The sequence below is a fragment of the Desertivirga arenae genome, assembly GCF_017355785.1.
Lineage (GTDB): Bacteria > Bacteroidota > Bacteroidia > Sphingobacteriales > Sphingobacteriaceae > Desertivirga > Desertivirga arenae.
This window is the reverse complement of the sequence record NZ_JAFEWE010000009.1, coordinates 54370-70286: the sequence shown is the minus strand read 5'-3', so window position 1 is coordinate 70286 and position 15917 is coordinate 54370. Positions and strand designations below refer to the sequence as shown.

The 15917-nt window shown below is 40.7% G+C and carries 14 protein-coding genes; 6 read left to right on the top strand and 8 right to left on the bottom strand.

All coding sequences use genetic code 11. The annotated features are described in order from the left end of the window. The first annotated feature begins 1 nt into the window (after window position 1). Window positions 2–751, top strand: coding sequence for an LPS export ABC transporter ATP-binding protein (gene lptB / locus J4N24_RS17300; protein ID WP_207534973.1), 750 nt, complete (start codon window positions 2–4; stop codon window positions 749–751). Continuing rightward, entirely contained in the window at window positions 748–2277 is a 1530-nt protein-coding gene (locus J4N24_RS17295) for a GH3 auxin-responsive promoter family protein (protein WP_207534972.1), read from the top strand. Before lptB ends, J4N24_RS17295 begins: the two co-directional genes overlap by 4 nt. A 107-nt stretch (window positions 2278–2384) precedes the next feature. Here the strand turns inward: J4N24_RS17295 and J4N24_RS17290 are convergent, their stop codons facing one another. Both J4N24_RS17290 and J4N24_RS17285 read right to left on the bottom strand, forming a co-directional pair. Then, the gene (locus J4N24_RS17290; RefSeq protein ID WP_207534971.1) at window positions 2385–3452 is read right to left on the bottom strand and encodes a TerC family protein; all 1068 of its coding nucleotides are present in this window, start codon (window positions 3450–3452) and stop codon (window positions 2385–2387) included. Between the two features lie 5 nt (window positions 3453–3457). Continuing rightward, a complete protein-coding gene (locus tag J4N24_RS17285; protein ID WP_207534970.1) occupies window positions 3458–4429 on the bottom strand; it encodes a polyprenyl synthetase family protein in 972 nt (323 codons plus the stop codon). A gap of 275 nt (window positions 4430–4704) precedes the next feature. On the opposite strand from J4N24_RS17285, the gene J4N24_RS17280 reads away from it, so the two are divergent. Continuing rightward, window positions 4705–5280, top strand: a complete 576-nt coding sequence (locus J4N24_RS17280) for an SRPBCC family protein (protein ID WP_207534969.1) — start codon at window positions 4705–4707, stop codon at window positions 5278–5280. A gap of 106 nt (window positions 5281–5386) precedes the next feature. Here the strand turns inward: J4N24_RS17280 and odhB are convergent, their stop codons facing one another. From odhB to J4N24_RS17265, 3 genes are all read right to left on the bottom strand, one after another. After that, window positions 5387–6913, bottom strand: a complete 1527-nt coding sequence (gene odhB, locus J4N24_RS17275; protein WP_207534968.1) for a 2-oxoglutarate dehydrogenase complex dihydrolipoyllysine-residue succinyltransferase — start codon at window positions 6911–6913, stop codon at window positions 5387–5389. A gap of 25 nt (window positions 6914–6938) precedes the next feature. Next, entirely contained in the window at window positions 6939–9734 is a 2796-nt protein-coding gene (locus J4N24_RS17270; protein WP_207534967.1) for a 2-oxoglutarate dehydrogenase E1 component, read from the bottom strand. A gap of 107 nt (window positions 9735–9841) precedes the next feature. Then, window positions 9842–11116 (bottom strand): DASH family cryptochrome, encoded by a 1275-nt coding sequence (locus tag J4N24_RS17265; RefSeq protein ID WP_207534966.1) that lies wholly within the window; start codon window positions 11114–11116, stop codon window positions 9842–9844. A gap of 178 nt (window positions 11117–11294) precedes the next feature. Between J4N24_RS17265 and J4N24_RS17260 the strand changes: the two genes are divergently transcribed. Then, on the top strand, window positions 11295–11723 hold the full coding sequence (locus J4N24_RS17260) for a CBS domain-containing protein (RefSeq protein ID WP_207534965.1): 429 nt from the start codon (window positions 11295–11297) through the stop codon (window positions 11721–11723). Window positions 11724–11803: 80 nt separating this feature from the next. Here the strand turns inward: J4N24_RS17260 and J4N24_RS17255 are convergent, their stop codons facing one another. Then, complete coding sequence (locus J4N24_RS17255; protein ID WP_207534964.1) at window positions 11804–12145, bottom strand: (2Fe-2S) ferredoxin domain-containing protein; 342 nt, start codon at window positions 12143–12145, stop codon at window positions 11804–11806. A 33-nt stretch (window positions 12146–12178) separates the two neighbouring features. Here J4N24_RS17255 and J4N24_RS17250 point away from each other — a divergent pair, with 33 nt between their 5' ends. Together J4N24_RS17250 and J4N24_RS17245 are read left to right on the top strand one after the other, a co-directional pair. Then, window positions 12179–13105, top strand: coding sequence for a TIGR01777 family oxidoreductase (locus J4N24_RS17250; RefSeq protein ID WP_207534963.1), 927 nt, complete (start codon window positions 12179–12181; stop codon window positions 13103–13105). Continuing rightward, complete coding sequence (locus tag J4N24_RS17245; protein ID WP_207534962.1) at window positions 13083–14402, top strand: cryptochrome/photolyase family protein; 1320 nt, start codon at window positions 13083–13085, stop codon at window positions 14400–14402. Before J4N24_RS17250 ends, J4N24_RS17245 begins: the two co-directional genes overlap by 23 nt. 71 nt (window positions 14403–14473) lie before the next feature. Here J4N24_RS17245 and J4N24_RS17240 read toward each other — a convergent pair whose 3' ends face one another. Continuing rightward, window positions 14474–15421, bottom strand: a complete 948-nt coding sequence (locus J4N24_RS17240) for an FKBP-type peptidyl-prolyl cis-trans isomerase (RefSeq protein WP_207534961.1) — start codon at window positions 15419–15421, stop codon at window positions 14474–14476. 14 nt (window positions 15422–15435) lie between these two features. Further along, on the bottom strand, window positions 15436–15900 hold the full coding sequence (locus J4N24_RS17235) for an FKBP-type peptidyl-prolyl cis-trans isomerase (protein ID WP_242691695.1): 465 nt from the start codon (window positions 15898–15900) through the stop codon (window positions 15436–15438). Window positions 15901–15917 lie beyond the last annotated feature (17 nt).

The following is a 15917-nucleotide window of genomic DNA, read 5'->3' as shown; positions in this document are numbered from 1 at the left end:
AATGATATTAAAAGCAGAAAATCTTGTTAAGAAATATAAACAACGGACTGTTGTTAACAACGTTTCCTTTCACGTAGAACAAGGCGAGATTGTAGGATTACTTGGGCCGAACGGTGCAGGAAAAACCACATCTTTCTATATGATCGTCGGACTGATAAAACCAACGGAGGGTCATGTGTTCCTTGAAGATGAAGATATAACAGAAGATGCGATGTTTCGCCGCGCGCAAAAAGGAATTGGATACCTGGCTCAGGAAGCCTCTGTTTTCAGAAAACTTTCTGTTGAAGACAATATCCTGGCTGTGCTGGAGATGCGAAAATTGAGTAAAGAGCAGCAAAATGAAAAATTGGAAGAGCTCTTAACCGAATTTAGCTTGCACCGGGTAAGGAAAAACCGCGGAGATCTGCTTTCAGGTGGAGAACGCAGGAGAACGGAGATCGCCCGGGCTTTAGCAGCAGATCCAAGTTTTATATTGCTTGATGAACCTTTCGCCGGTGTAGACCCCATCGCTGTAGAAGAGATCCAGTCTATTGTAGGAAAATTAAAGCACCGCAATATTGGTATCCTGATCACCGACCACAATGTACAGGAAACCCTTTCAATTACTGATAGGGCATACTTACTTACTGAAGGAAAAATAATGCTTACCGGCACTCCGACCGAAATTGCGAACAATGAAATGGCTCGTAAATTCTATCTCGGTCAACACTTCGAACTACGCAAAAAAAAGTCAGATACTAACCCGATATGACCATTGTAAACTCCATATTCACCTGGTTCATGAAGAAGCGAATGCATCAGATTGAACTTTTCATCAAGTACCCACATGATGTTCAGGATGAAGTTTTCAGAAATTTGCTATCAGGAGCTCGCAATACCGAGTGGGGTAAATTATACGATTATAATTCCATACATAACCAGGAGCAGTTTAAAGAACGCGTTCCTATTCAAACGTACGAAACATTAAAACCTTATATAGAACGCATGCTCAATGGAGAGCAGAACGTTCTTTGGGGAACAGAGATACAATGGTTTGCCAAATCTTCCGGCACTACAAATGACAGGAGCAAGTTTATTCCAGTTAGTAAAGAATCATTGGAAGAATGCCACTACAAAGGTGGTAAAGACATGCTTTCCATCTATTGTAATAACAGGCCGGATGCTCAGATCTTCACCGGAAAGTCTTTAGCACTTGGTGGAAGTCATCAGGTGAATCAGGCTAGCGGCGATATCTACTATGGCGATCTTTCTGCAGTTCTAATAAAAAACCTTCCAATCTGGGCTGAATTCTATCGCACTCCCGATATGTCCATCACTCTTATGGATAATTACGAGGAAAAGATCGAGAAAATGGCCAGAGCTACTATGGATGTGAACGTAACTAATATATCAGGTGTTCCTACATGGACGGTTGTATTAGCGAAACATTTACTGGAGATCACAGGCAAGAAAAACCTTCTCGAAGTATGGCCAAACCTGGAGCTATATATCCATGGTGCTGTCAAATTCACTCCTTACAAAGAGCAATTCAGGCAATTGATACCATCCGGTACAATGTACTACCTGGAAACCTACAATGCCTCTGAAGGTTTCTTTGGCATCCAGGATCAGTCAGATTCCGACGAAATGCTCCTGATGCTGGACTATGGCATCTTCTATGAGTTTTTACCGATGGAATCTTTCGGGCAGGAGAATCCCAAAACACTTGGGCTTCATGAAGTGGAGGTTAATAAGAATTACGCTTTGATTATTTCTACCAATGGAGGCCTATGGCGCTACATGATCGGAGATACTATCAAATTCACATCTCTCTCTCCTTATCGTATTCAGATAACCGGGCGAACGAAGCATTTCATCAATGCGTTCGGTGAAGAAGTGATCATAGACAACGCTGAAAATGCTTTAACGAAGGCTTGCGGCGAGACTGGAGCCATTATCAAAGACTATACCGCCTGTCCTATCTATTTCAATGAGAACGAAGCCGGAGGGCATGAATGGATCATAGAATTCGAGCAACACCCAAGTGACATAGATAGGTTCACCGACATTCTTGATAATACGCTCAGGGAGATCAATTCAGATTATGACGCGAAGCGTTTTAAGGATATGGCTCTTCGAAGACCGCTGATTCACGTGGCCCAGGAGGGCACGTTCTACAATTGGCTTAAAACAAAAGGAAAACTTGGAGGACAACATAAGGTCCCAAGACTTGCAAACGAACGCAAATACGTGGAGGAGATCCTCGCAATGAGGGAAGGCTCCCCTGCTTTTAATTGATAAAAACCGATCAGCTCTAAAAATACTCAAAGTTGTTTTAGAGCTGATTTATACCTGACTTCCTCTCACAACTGGTTAAGACCTTCCTCCAACTCCTTTAAACACTACTACAGATGCTTCTCGTTCTCCGGATGACCTAGTTTTTTCGGAAATAATAAGGACGCAACCACGCTGATGGTAAGAATAAGCAGAATAACAAAAAGTGAGTGGGTAGTAGTGAAACCCCAGGTTTGTAACCAATGATGAGCCAGCATCTTCAATCCAATAAACACCAGTAGAAAAGAGAGTCCTACTTTCAGATAATGGAATTTGTGGATAATGTTCACCAATAGGAAGAACATAGACCGTAAACCTAAAATTGCAAAGATATTTGAGAAGAAAACAATATAGGGATCTTTGGTAACTGCAAAAATCGCGGGGATGGAGTCGACAGCAAATATCAGATCTGTAAACTCAATAATCAGTAGAACAATAAATAAAGGGGTTACGAACCTTTTACCATTCCGCTGAATAAAGAAACGCTTACCGGCAAATTCCGGATATACAGAAACAAATTTTGAAGCAAACTTAACAACCGCGTGGTTCTCAGGATCGATCTTATCTTCCACATTCCTGTTCACGAACATCATGATGCCGGTGTAAACCAGGAACGCTCCGAACAAATAGAGTATCCAGCCAAACTCACTAATTAATGTAGCGCCCAGGAAAATAAAAAGGAACCGCATCAGCACTGCACCCACAATTCCCCAAAACAGCACTCTATGATAGTACTTTTCTTCAACGCCAAAAGCTGAAAAGACCAGCACCATAACAAAGATATTGTCAACGGATAAGGCATACTCTACTACATAACCTGTAATAAACTCTATAGCTAAGTTATTTTTATAGATCCTTAAGCTACCTTCATAATCGGCGGGATTAATTTTGATATTGTGAAGGTTCTCCCTGGTTATTGCTTCCAGTTGTGCGAAAGAAGTGATCCCATGCAACTGGTCTCCTTCAAATTTAAGAATAAAGTAAAACCCTACAGCAAAAGCAACCCAGACGGCGCTCATAATTGCAGCTTCCCGAAGCTTAACCGCATGCTCTTTTCGGTTAAACAGACCAAGGTCGATAGCTAACATAAGGACAACGAAGAGTAGGAACCCTCCGAAAAACAGAACTTCATTGGACATAGATCTTACTTTTTACGTTCGGTAGTAAAACGCACTAACTGCTCAAGGCCAGTCCTTGCTTCACTTTCCGGGAAGCTTCCTAGTATCTCAAAGGCTTCATCCTGAAAGCGGTGCATTTGCATTTCTGCATAGGCCAATCCCCCACTGTTTCTTACAAAGGAAATTACTTCTTCAACCTTTGCCGAATTCTCATTATGATTCTTAACAAGATTGATGATATGATGTTTTTCAGTCTTACCAGACTTACTTAACGCGTAGATTAATGGTAGTGTTATTTTTTTCTCTTTTATATCAATACCTAAAGGCTTCCCTACGTCGTCTGTTCCAAAATCGAACAAGTCGTCTTTTATTTGAAAAGCCATGCCCACTTTCTCGCCAAAAGATCGCATTTTCTCTATCACAACTGCATCCTTATTAACAGATGCGGCTCCTACTGCACAACATGACGCTATCAGAGAGGCAGTCTTTTGCCTGATCACTTCGTAATAAATATTCTCATTAATATCCAGCTTCCGGGCCTTTTCCATCTGTAACAACTCCCCTTCGCTCATCTGCTGAACAGCTTCGTTAACGATCTTCAATAAACCAAAGTCATCATTGGCCAGCGAAAGCTGCATCCCTTTTGCAAGTAAAAAGTCACCAACCAGAACAGCTACTTTATTCTTCCACAAGGCATTTACCGAAAAGAACCCTCTTCGCTCATAAGAATTGTCAACAACGTCATCATGTACAAGGGTAGCGGTATGTAATAGTTCCACAAGAGCAGCTCCCCTATGTGTAGCCTCGTCAATTGTTCCGCATAAGCTGGCCGAGAAGAACACAAACATTGGACGGATCTGCTTCCCCTTCCTCTTAACGATATAATGGGTTATACGGTCGAGCAAAGGCACAGAACTCTTCATTGAAGATTTAAATTTCTCTTCAAATACATCAAGTTCCTTTTCTATCGGTTTTTTGATCTCGTCTAGCCTGGACATTGAAGCTTAAATTGTAGATTGAGCTACATCAATACGCTCATCGCGCAAACATAGCTTAAAAAAGTAGAATTTTAATTATTGTTTAGTAAAACTGATGGTCGACAGATCCTTGAGATGATAGGACAGTCAGAACGTTCTATGCTCATAATCAAGCAAGTGCAGGTATAAAATATTACTTTCATTCTTCAATTTTTTAACTTCAAAAACTATTATTAAAAACTTGTAAACAATTTCCTTAACCTGCGTATAAAGAACATCAACGATCCCTTATCTAAATGAAATATTATAAATTGGTATTAACCGGAGGCATCCTTATTATTACCGCCTTTTTCATGGGCAGTTTCTTTATTGCCAAAAATTTCTTCATTCAACGAAGTGTCTTTATTGAAGCTTCAGATACTGCTGCATTTGATTATGCCTCTAATTATAAGCACTTCAATAGCTGGAATCCCTTTTACGAAAAAGAACCCAAAGCCAGATATAAAATAAGTGGTAGCCCTGGCACAGCAGGATATTCATTCTCCTGGCATGGGGAAGAAGTAGGGAGCGGCAAATTCGAATTTGTTGGAAACGAACGCTACAAAGCAATTTATCAGAAGTTAACCTACGAGAGACCTTTTGAGGGCTCTTTCCTCAATTACATGTATTTTACTAAAACTTATAAGGGGATTATTGTTACCTGGGCATTCTGCGGAGAGAATAAGACTACTTTAGATAAGTGGAAGAGCCTTTTCTACGACCAGATGGTGGGGGAAGATTATCAGATGGGATTAAATAAGCTTAAAGAAGAGCTTGAGAAACAAACATTAACAAGTTCAAAACTTCAAACCAAAACAGCGTCAAGCCTGTAAAGTAACTTTCGGAGGCTAAACTATTGAAGCGAGGTTTAACTCATACGGCTTTAAAAGAAAAAGTCCCGCTGTTTACCAGCGGGACTTTTTTATGATTTAAACTTTTTTATACTCCTAACAATAATCTTGTTGGATCTTCAAGAAGTTGTTTCACTTTAACAAGGAACCCTACCGATTCGCGACCGTCAATGATACGGTGATCATAAGAAAGAGCGACGTACATCATCGGGCGAATAACCACCTGCCCACCAATTGCCACCGGACGCTCAACAATATTGTGCATACCTAAAATTGCTGATTGTGGAGCATTGATGATTGGGGTTGACATCATTGATCCAAACACTCCGCCATTGGTGATAGTGAATGTTCCTCCTGTCATTTCATCAATAGTAAGCTTGTTCTCTCTCGCCTTTCCAGCCAGTGTTATCACTGCTTTTTCGATACCCGCTAGAGATAATTGTTCTGCATTACGAATAATTGGAACAACCAGACCTTTTGGAGCAGATACAGCAATGGATACATCTACGAAATCACTGTAAATGATCGAATCCCCGTCAATGCGAGCATTAACAGCAGGAAACTCTTTCATTGCCTCGCAAACTGCCTTAGTAAAGAAAGACATAAAGCCCAGGCCTACGCCATGAGTTTCTTTAAACTTATCCTTGTACTTAGCGCGAATATCCATGATCGGCTTCATATCCACTTCATTAAAAGTGGTAAGCATAGCCGTTTCATTCTTAACTGCAACCAAACGTTTTGCGATAGTCTTACGTAAGTTCGACATCTTTTCAGGACGCTCGTTTCTTGCTCCTCCAAAACTAGCCGGAGCAGCAGGTGCAGCAGCTTTAGGTGCCGGTGCAGCAGCAGCCTGAACTTTAGGTGCCTGTGCGTTTACTGCATCGTCCTTTGTGATACGGCCACCAACACCTGTTCCGCTAACAGAAGCTGCATCTACCCCTTTTTCAGCCAAAATTTTAGCAGCAGAAGGAGACGGAGTTCCCGCAGCGTAAGAATTTGCAGACGATGCTGCTGTTGATGCTTTTGCCTCAGGAGCTGAACTCGCTGCTGGCTTAGCAGCGGGAGCGGCAGCACCAGAAGCAATCTGACAAACAATAGCACCGATCTCTAAAGTATCACCTTCTTTAGCTACATACTTCAAAGTACCTGCAACTTCTGCAGTTAATTCAAATGTAGCTTTGTCAGACTCCAGTTCGGCAATCTGCTCATCCATTGCAACAACTTCACCTTCAGCCTTTAACCATCTTGAAAGAGTAACCTCAGTGATTGATTCGCCCACTGGCGGAACTTTCACTTCAACAACTCTGCTTTCCATAGCTACAGGCTCCTGGCCACCAACTACCTCTTCTGACAAAGAAGGAGCCGCAGCAGCTGCAGCGCCACTCTCTTCAACTGATGCTACAATGGCACCAATTGCTAATGTATCGCCTTCAGCAGCAATCGTTTTTAAAGTTCCTGCCTTTTCAGCTGTTAGCTCAAAAGTGGCTTTATCAGATTCAAGTTCAGCGATAACTTCATCCATTTCAACCTGGTCACCATCCTTCTTAATCCAACGGGACAATGTTACTTCTGAAATTGATTCGCCTACCGGCGGAACCTTGATCTCTAAACTCATAGTTTTTTATCTTCTTTAAATTCTGTTAATCTACGTTTACTACTTTCTTTGTTGTTTTAACAACTGCTTTCTTAACCTCTTTTCCAGCTACATCTTCAAATGCTTTTCCTACAATGTAAAGTTGCTGGGAAATGTGTTGTTTAGCGTAACCTGTTGCTGTACTGCTTGCCTCTTTTCTTGAAATTACTTCAAGATTTAGCTCAGACTTCCTGAACTTACGGCAGATATATGGCCATGCTCCCATATTTTCAGGCTCTTCCTGTACCCAGAAGAACTCGGCATTCACGTATTTATTTTTCAATTCGCGAAGCTGGGTGATCGGAGTAGGATACAATTGCTCAACCCGCACAATAGCTACATCTTTACGCTGATCAGCTTGTTGTTTCTCTAATAGATCGTAGTAAATCTTACCAGTACAGAATAATACTCGTTTAACATCTTCTGCAGTAGCGTAAGTATCATCAATAACTTCTTGGAACGCCCCTTGAGTAAATTCATCAATAGTACTTACACACAGTGGGTGGCGTAGTAAGCTCTTCGGAGTAAATACAACCAAAGGCTTACGGAAATCACGCTTCAACTGACGGCGTAATAAGTGGAAGTAGTTACCAGGTGTAGTGATATTCGCTACCTGGATATTGAAATTTGCACATAGCTCAAGGAAACGCTCCGGACGGGCAGAGGAGTGCTCTGGGCCTTGTCCCTCATAACCATGTGGCAATAACATTACCAAACCGTTCGAACGTTGCCACTTTGTCTCAGCACTTACCAGATACTGGTCAACAATAATTTGAGCACCGTTAAAGAAGTCACCAAACTGAGCCTCCCAAATAGTAAGAGATTGAGGATTTGCTAAGGCATAGCCATATTCAAAACCTAAAACACCATACTCAGATAAGTGCGAGTTATAGATATCAAATTTGGCTTGTGCATCACCTTTCTTGATTTGTGCTAATGGGATGTACTCTTCTTCAGAATCCTCCATTTTCACTACAGCGTGACGATGAGAGAATGTACCGCGTTCAACATCCTGACCGCTCAAGCGAACCCGGTGTCCTTCGCTTAATAAAGTACCATAAGCCATCAACTCGCCCATCGCCCAATCAAACTTCCTGTTCTCAACCATTTTCTTACGGTCTTCGAACAACTTCTCAATCTTCTTGAAAAATTTCTTGCCTTCTGGAAGATGCGTAAGGGTTGCAGCAACTTTAAGTAAATCCTCCTCAGTTACAGCTGTCTGCGATTTTAATTCGAAGTCTTCAGCCGTTCCCGGACGTAAACCAGCCCAGGCTCCTGAGAACATTGGGTTTGGAGCATACTCATTACTCTCTTTAGATTCGTTTAAGCGTTCCTGCAATAATGCACGGAAGCTTTTTTCCATCTCAACAGCAAGGTTTGCATCAACACTACCCTGCTCCATCAATTTCTTGTTATAGATCTCACGTGGATTCGGGTGAGACTCAATTGCTTTATATAGCAGGGGTTGAGTGAACTTAGGCTCGTCAGACTCGTTGTGTCCGTAGCGACGATAACAAAGAACGTCAATGAACACGTCGTTATGGTACCGTTGGCGATACTCAACCGCCATATTAACAGCATAAACTAATGCTTCCACATCGTCGCCGTTCACGTGGAACACGGGCGATAAAGTAACTTTAGCAATATCTGTACAATAGGTTGACGAACGTGCGTCTTTATAGTTTGTAGTGAAACCAACCTGGTTATTGATCACTAAGTGGATAGTTCCACCTGTTTTGTAACCATCAAGTTTCGCCATTTGCAATACTTCATATACTACACCTTGTCCTGCAACAGAAGCATCTCCGTGGATCAGGATTGGTGCAAGACGAGTGTTATCTCCCTGGTACTTGAAATCAATCTTCGAACGACAGATACCTTCAACAATAGGATCTACTGTTTCAAGGTGAGATGGATTAGGACAAAGGCTTAAATGAACTTTCTTACCAGTTTCAGTAGTTACATCAGTAGAGAAACCTAAGTGATATTTAACATCCCCGTCAAATGGTTTAGACTCATCATAACCCTTACCTTCAAACTCAGCGAAAATGTCCTTATAGGTTTTGCCCATGATATTCGCCAGCACGTTCAAACGACCGCGGTGAGCCATACCAATCACAAACTCCTCAATTCCTGATTCAGCACCTTTTTCAATAACTGAGTCAAGAGCTGGGATCACACCTTCAGCCCCTTCAAGAGAAAAACGCTTCTGACCTAAGAACTTAGTACCAAGGAAGTTTTCAAAAACCACAGCCTGATTTAATTTCTTAAGGATGCGTTTTTTAGTATCTATTGAGAAGTTTGGCTTAGTACGTTCTTTCTCCAACCGCTCCTGAAACCATTTAACCTTCTCAGGGTTACGGATATAAGTGAATTCAGCACCAATAGACTGACAATAAGTTTCCTCTAGAAGTGCTAAGATATCTTTTAATTTTGCTGGCCCTAAACCAACCTCTACACCTGCATTAAATACTGTTTCTAAATCCCCATTGCCTAAGCCAAAAGTTTCAAGCTCTTTGCCTGGGTAGTACTTACGGCGTTCACGAACAGGATTTGTTTTGGTAAACAAATGGCCTCTGTCGCGATAGCCATTAATCATATTTAAAACCTTGATTTCTTTTAATAATTGCTCCGGATTCTCGCTAACTGAAACAGTCTGACCACCTGCTCCCTGCCCAAAATCAAAGCCTTCGAAAAATTTTCTCCAACCAAAATCCACCGATTCGGGATCTTCTTTGTACGACTGGTAAAGAGAATCTATATAAGCAGAATCTGCATTACTAAGATAAGACAAACTATCCATGTATTTATTATTCTAAAGGTAGCGGCAAAAATAAAAGTTTAACCTTATAATAAGCCACTTATTTTATTTTAATTGAATTTTGTATGATCTACAATATGCTTTTTACATCAATTCAAAGCACTTTGCTCCAAAAACCATCTCCTAATACTTAAATCTTCTATAATCTCTTCAGATTTAGCTGTTAATGGACGATTTGAAGACATAATTTCCCCTCCAACAAGGTAAGCCCAGTTACCCCAATCGCTCGCAGGTGAATAATCGACTGATTTTTCTTCGAAGTAAGCGGCTCCTGCTCGCCAGGTTACACCTAATTCTTTATAAAGAAAAGAGGAAACATATTGTTTTACTTTATCACTAAGGAGGCCGGAAGTGTTTAATTCCCTCATGCAAGCATCAACTAAGGCTACACCCGTCTCTCCTTTTTGCCACTTTAAAAATGCTTTCTGTTCAGCACTTTCAAGCTCTCTTTCCGGCTCTATTTCGTTAAGTGACGTATTGCCATACTTCTTAAGCATAAACCGGAAAAAATCTCTCCATTGCAGTTCCGTAATTATTCTGGTGGCAGAATCGTTCCCTGCCTGTTTAACCTTATGCTTCTTTACTGCCCAATAGACCTCCCGGGAAGATAAACATCCCAGTGACAGCCATGGAGATAGCTTGGATGACAGGATGCCGCTCTTGGCAGCTTTGCCCTTAGGTTCGTCACTGAACACCAATTCATTTAATCGCTGTAATCCTTCCTGCTCTCCCCCGGTGAAATTCACTTCATGATGGCTCAAGTCTTCAGGGTCAACATTCAGATCATTCAGAGAGGGTAACTCTCCTCTTTCTAAATTCTGAGGAACACGAATTACGTTAGGAGTATCAAAACAAGGCTTTACTGTACTGTCTCGCTCAATTTTTTTTCGAAAAGTAGCGAAGTCGTTAGGGATATTCTTAATAGGGAAAGGCAGGTCCTCTTTATGATATAAGGTATGGCCGATAAAATGCTTTAAATTGATCCTTTTCTTCCATAAAGCCTCTTCTACAATAGCCGAAATATCTGTTTCCATTGAAGCAACTTCCCGATGGTGATAAACTTCAGAAACATCGTAAGTACTGCAGATCTCAGGAAGGATTTCTTCTGGTTTACCAGTCTTAATGACCAGGTCTCCACCCAATTGCTTCAATGATTCCCTCAAGCTGAGTACACTTTCCAAAAGGAACTTTGCTCTAAGAACACCCGTCTTTCTGGTACCATACCTTGAAAGCTCGAAGTAGCGTGGATCAAAGCAGTAAACTGGTATAATTTGTTCAGACCGTTTTACCGCCTCAAGTAGAATTTCATTATCGTGAACCCTTAAATCATTCCTAAACCAAACTAATATGGTTTTCCCACTCATAAAACCTTTTTATAAATCTTGCAAAATACTCATTTTTCTTCTATAAAATTATAGTCACGCGGCCTCTAACTTCCAATAATTACATGCAATAGACATTCAAAAAAGCCCGGTAATTTCGGTTTTTTTACTGGCTATCTTCAATAAAAAAACCTATCTTTAACTATCTAACCAGCTAATTATGAAAACAGTAAAACAAATCCTTCAAGGAAAGATCAATGCTATTTATTCCGTTACTCCTCAAACCTACGTGTACAATGCGCTTGAATTAATGGAAAGGAAAAATATTAGTTCTGTATTGGTGATGGATGGAAAGATCTTGCACGGAATTTTTACAGAGCGTGATTATGCAAGAAAGATAATTTTGAAAGAACGATCTTCAAAAGAAACCCGGGTAAAAGACGTAATGACATCCAGCATACTCAGCGTAACACTGAAAGATACAATTGAGTATTGTATGAAAGTTATGACAGACAGTCACATTCGTCACCTTCCTGTGCTTGAAAACGGAGAAGTTGTGGGAATTATCTCTATTGGTGACGTTGTTAAGAATATTATAGAATCTCAAAAATCAACTATTGAGTATCTTGAGAACTATATCTACGGATAGATGTACTTCCTCTTCCACCCGTTAGTCATAGATTTACGAAATACGAGAAAGAAGGAATCGTAAGTCGTAAATCTATTTATTTATTTATTTAGCTTGGCATACCAGGGAAGCTTGTTAAAATCCAAAACCAGGCGTTCTACAACTCTGTCATTTTCTAAATGTTCCGAAACAATTTCCTCCACATCTGTTACTTGAACATTACCATAAAATACGCCTTCTGGATATATGACTATACTTGGGCCAGCTTCACATGCTTCTAAACAGCCTGCTTTCTGCGCTCTTATTTCAGCGTTTAAGTTTTTATCTTTAATATGCTTTTTAAATGCGGCCACTAACGCTAGTCCGTGACTTTCTCCGCAACTCATCCTTGCACCTTCTGGTCGCTGATTAGTGCAAATAAAAATGTGTTTCTTATACAACATATATCAAAAGTAAGAATATTATCAGAACAGCTAATGAATAAAACAGTTCTCATAACAGGGGGGACAGGCCTCATCGGAATGCCTCTTACAAAAGCATTACTTGCTAAGGGATATAGCGTACATCATCTTAGTAGAAGTAAAAGCTCTGGTATTGAAGGAGTCAAAACCTTTGAATGGAATATCCAGGAGGATAGAATAGACCCCGCCTGCCTGGAAAACGTCGGTGCAATTATACATCTGGCAGGTGAAGGCATTGGGTCCCGTCCATGGACCAACAGACAGAAAAAAGAAATAATTGAAAGCCGCACAAAGTCGATAAAGTTAATTTACGGCCTAATGAGGGAAATGACTGATCATCGGGTAGAAGCAGTAATATCAGCATCCGGAGTAGGTTATTATGGAAATCGAGCGGATGAGATCTTAACAGAGGACAGTTTTCCCGGGGGGGATTTTTTAGCCCATACCTGTGTGGAATGGGAGGAGGTTGTGGATGAGGCTGAAGAACTGGGACCAAGGATCGTTAAACTAAGAACAGGAATTGTGCTTTCAGAAAAGGGAGGAGCCCTCGCCAAAATGGACGCACCTATTAAAGCAGGACTGGGAGCGCCACTGGGCTCAGGGAAACAGTGGATGCCTTGGATCCATCTTGACGATATAGTAGCCCTCTATCTCCACGCCCTTGAAAACGAACAGCTTGAGGGGACATACAATGCGTCAAGTCCCGATATAAAAACCAATGAGGACTTTACGAAGTCTATTGCGAAAGTTTTGAATAAACCTCTCTTCCTTCCAGCTGTTCCGCCTTTTGCTTTAAGATTGCTGCTGGGAGAAATGTGCGCCCTTGTATTAAACAGCACGAGAACAAGTTCTGATAAAATTCAGGGGACCGGTTTTAACTTTATCTTTGAGAAGCTGGAAGACGCATTAAAAACAATCTATGAGAGAAAAACAGCAGGTTAGCATTTTTTGGTTTAGAAGAGACTTGAGGCTTGACGATAATGCGGGTCTGTACCATGCTCTTAAATCAGGAGAAAGCGTTCTCCCTCTGTTTATTTTTGACACACTGATTCTGGATAAACTGGAGGATCTGGATGATGCACGAGTAACTTTTATACATAAAGCTATCGCAGGTCTGGATCAGGAGTTACAGAAATACGGTTCCTCCATTTTGGTAAAGCATGGTGCGCCGACCGAGGTATGGATCCAGCTTCTGAATGAATACAATATTAAGGCTGTATACACTAACCATGATTTCGAACCTTATGCTAAGTCCAGGGATGAATCAGTTTCTCAAATTCTGAAATCAAAAGGCCTTGAGTTGCTCACTTATAAAGACCATGTGATCTTTGAAAAGCAGGAGATATTGAAAGATGACGGGAGTCCCTACACCGTTTTTACACCTTACAAGCGTAAGTGGCTTGAAAAGCTCAATCCTGATTTTCATTTAAAGGCTTACCCTACAAAAAAATATTTAAAGAACCTCCTGCAAATTCCCCCCTTTGAAATTCCGGCTCTTGAACAGTTGGGCTTTAGCACGAGTTCTATTGATTTCCCGGATAAAGAATACCAGGATGTTATTGAACAATACAACGGGACAAGAGATTTTCCTGCCCTCGACGGAACTTCCAGAATTAGTGTTCATCTTAGATTTGGCACCATAAGTATCCGTGAGGCTGGATCAGCAGCTTTTGAAGCCAGCGAAAAAACATGGCTATCAGAATTGATCTGGCGGGACTTCTATGCTATGATACTCTGGTACTTCCCCTACACTGCAAAATCATCCTTTAGAAGAGAATTTGATGGTATAACCTGGATTAACCGGGAAGAAGATTTTAAAGCATGGTGCGAAGGAAATACGGGCTATCCTATTGTGGATGCAGGAATGCGCCAACTTAATACTACAGGATGGATGCACAACAGAGTTAGAATGATTACCGCCAGCTTCCTCTGCAAACATCTGCTGGTCGATTGGAGATGGGGAGAAGCATATTTCGCCAGGAAATTGATCGATTACGATATGGCAAGTAATGTTGGAGGCTGGCAATGGGCGGCAGGAACAGGAAATGATGCAGCTCCTTATTTCCGGGTCTTTAGTCCCGACCTACAAACCAAGAAATTCGATCCCAAATTAGAATACGTAAAGAAATGGGTTCCTGAATTTAGCGATCCCTTCAAATATGTTCAACCAATAGTTGACCATAGGTATGCAAGGCAGCGAGCGTTAGATGCGTATAAGGCAGGTTTAGGAAAAATATAAATATCATAAAGGAAGCATTGAAATCAACTCAATGTTTCCTTTATGATTGCTAATCGTCAAATATTTTAAACTTACTTAGTTACATCCGTTACCTTAATGTCAAAGTCAAGGCAAGAGGCTGGAGGTATCATTACCTGACCTGATTGATCATCCCTACTACCATAAATTCCATAAGCTAATCTTGAAGGAATAAGGACTCTGAGGCTGCCTCCTTCTTTAATCAAGGGGATAGTTAATTGCAAACCTGGAACCAACTGGGCAAGTAAACTTGGAAAAACACTCGACTCCGAATTTTGCTGGAAGATCTTGCCATTTAAAAGCCGTCCAGTAAAAACAAACGATATTGTTGAATCTTTTGTTATTGAACTACCTGTGCCTGGATCAGAAATTTTGTAATACACAATACTGTCTCCTTTTTGAATCTTGGTAAAACCAGAGAGGCCATTAGATGTCATAAAATTTCTCAAGCTCAGGTCATCATAGTTTATGATATCCTTCTCATTTACAACCCTAATATCGTATTCAAGCGAAGCATTACTTGGAATTGAACCTCCGCCATTTACTCCATAAGCAAGACGGGAAGGAACAATTACCTTAATTTCACCGCCCCTTTTCTTTAAAAAGTTTACTACAGCGTATTTCAAAGCATTTGGATAACCCTTCTCAGATCCGAAATACCCCAAAAAATCATTAGAAGTAACTCCCTCTCCTAAAGAACCATATCGATTTGAAGCTGCAAAGGTATCGACGGATGCATAACGTCCATCCAAAGATCTTACAGTAAACACCAAAGGCACAATTTCCGAAAACTTAAGATCAGCACCAGCACCGGGTTTTACAACCGAGTACCAAATATTGAGGGAATCGTTTTTAGTATAGTTTAAATTACTTTTAGATATATAATCGCTTATATTCTTGGTATCTATTTCTTCAACAGATTCATATTCTTTTTTACAGCTGGTAGCCAGAAGCAACACCGAAAAGAATAATAAAGGAAGTTTATATAAATATGATTTCATTTCACTAATTAATACTAATTGACGCCTAAAAGCTCAATATCAAAGTCTAATACGGAGTTTGCTGGGATATTACCAGTTGCATTTGGACCATAAGCATATCCCGAAGGTATAAGCAATCTTACCTTACCTCCAGGCTGAATTTTAGTAATTCCAATCTGCCAACCCGGAATTACACCACCGAGAGTAAAACTAATGGGCTCTGAAGTTTGAGGTATTTCTGTACCATTCAGCAAACGTAACTTATACTTCACAGTAACACTAGTACTTGTACTGTACTTAACGCTACCAGCTCCTGGTGCGCTTACAACATAGTAAACTCCGCTGGTATCCCTTTGGGCCTGGATATTATTATCTGCTATAAATTTCTTAATAAGCTCTTCATCTTTCGCCAACTGCTTATCAAAATCATACGATTCTGATTTCTTACAGCCTCCTACAATCAGAAGCAGCATAACTGCAAATCCTAAAAACTTTTTCATCTGATTTCTCAATGCGC

Bases quoted from the DNA above. Each gene is read 5' to 3' on its own strand.
- lptB (WP_207534973.1), top strand. From the start codon at position 2: ATGATATTAAAAGCAGAAAATCTTGTTAAGAAATATAAACAACGGACT.
- J4N24_RS17295 (WP_207534972.1), top strand. From the start codon at position 748: ATGACCATTGTAAACTCCATATTCACCTGGTTCATGAAGAAGCGAATG.
- J4N24_RS17290 (WP_207534971.1), bottom strand. From the start codon at position 3,452: ATGTCCAATGAAGTTCTGTTTTTCGGAGGGTTCCTACTCTTCGTTGTC.
- J4N24_RS17285 (WP_207534970.1), bottom strand. From the start codon at position 4,429: ATGTCCAGGCTAGACGAGATCAAAAAACCGATAGAAAAGGAACTTGAT.
- J4N24_RS17280 (WP_207534969.1), top strand. From the start codon at position 4,705: ATGAAATATTATAAATTGGTATTAACCGGAGGCATCCTTATTATTACC.
- odhB (WP_207534968.1), bottom strand. From the start codon at position 6,913: ATGAGTTTAGAGATCAAGGTTCCGCCGGTAGGCGAATCAATTTCAGAA.
- J4N24_RS17270 (WP_207534967.1), bottom strand. From the start codon at position 9,734: ATGGATAGTTTGTCTTATCTTAGTAATGCAGATTCTGCTTATATAGAT.
- J4N24_RS17265 (WP_207534966.1), bottom strand. From the start codon at position 11,116: ATGAGTGGGAAAACCATATTAGTTTGGTTTAGGAATGATTTAAGGGTT.
- J4N24_RS17260 (WP_207534965.1), top strand. From the start codon at position 11,295: ATGAAAACAGTAAAACAAATCCTTCAAGGAAAGATCAATGCTATTTAT.
- J4N24_RS17255 (WP_207534964.1), bottom strand. From the start codon at position 12,145: ATGTTGTATAAGAAACACATTTTTATTTGCACTAATCAGCGACCAGAA.
- J4N24_RS17250 (WP_207534963.1), top strand. From the start codon at position 12,179: ATGAATAAAACAGTTCTCATAACAGGGGGGACAGGCCTCATCGGAATG.
- J4N24_RS17245 (WP_207534962.1), top strand. From the start codon at position 13,083: ATGAGAGAAAAACAGCAGGTTAGCATTTTTTGGTTTAGAAGAGACTTG.
- J4N24_RS17240 (WP_207534961.1), bottom strand. From the start codon at position 15,421: ATGAAATCATATTTATATAAACTTCCTTTATTATTCTTTTCGGTGTTG.
- J4N24_RS17235 (WP_242691695.1), bottom strand. From the start codon at position 15,900: ATGAAAAAGTTTTTAGGATTTGCAGTTATGCTGCTTCTGATTGTAGGA.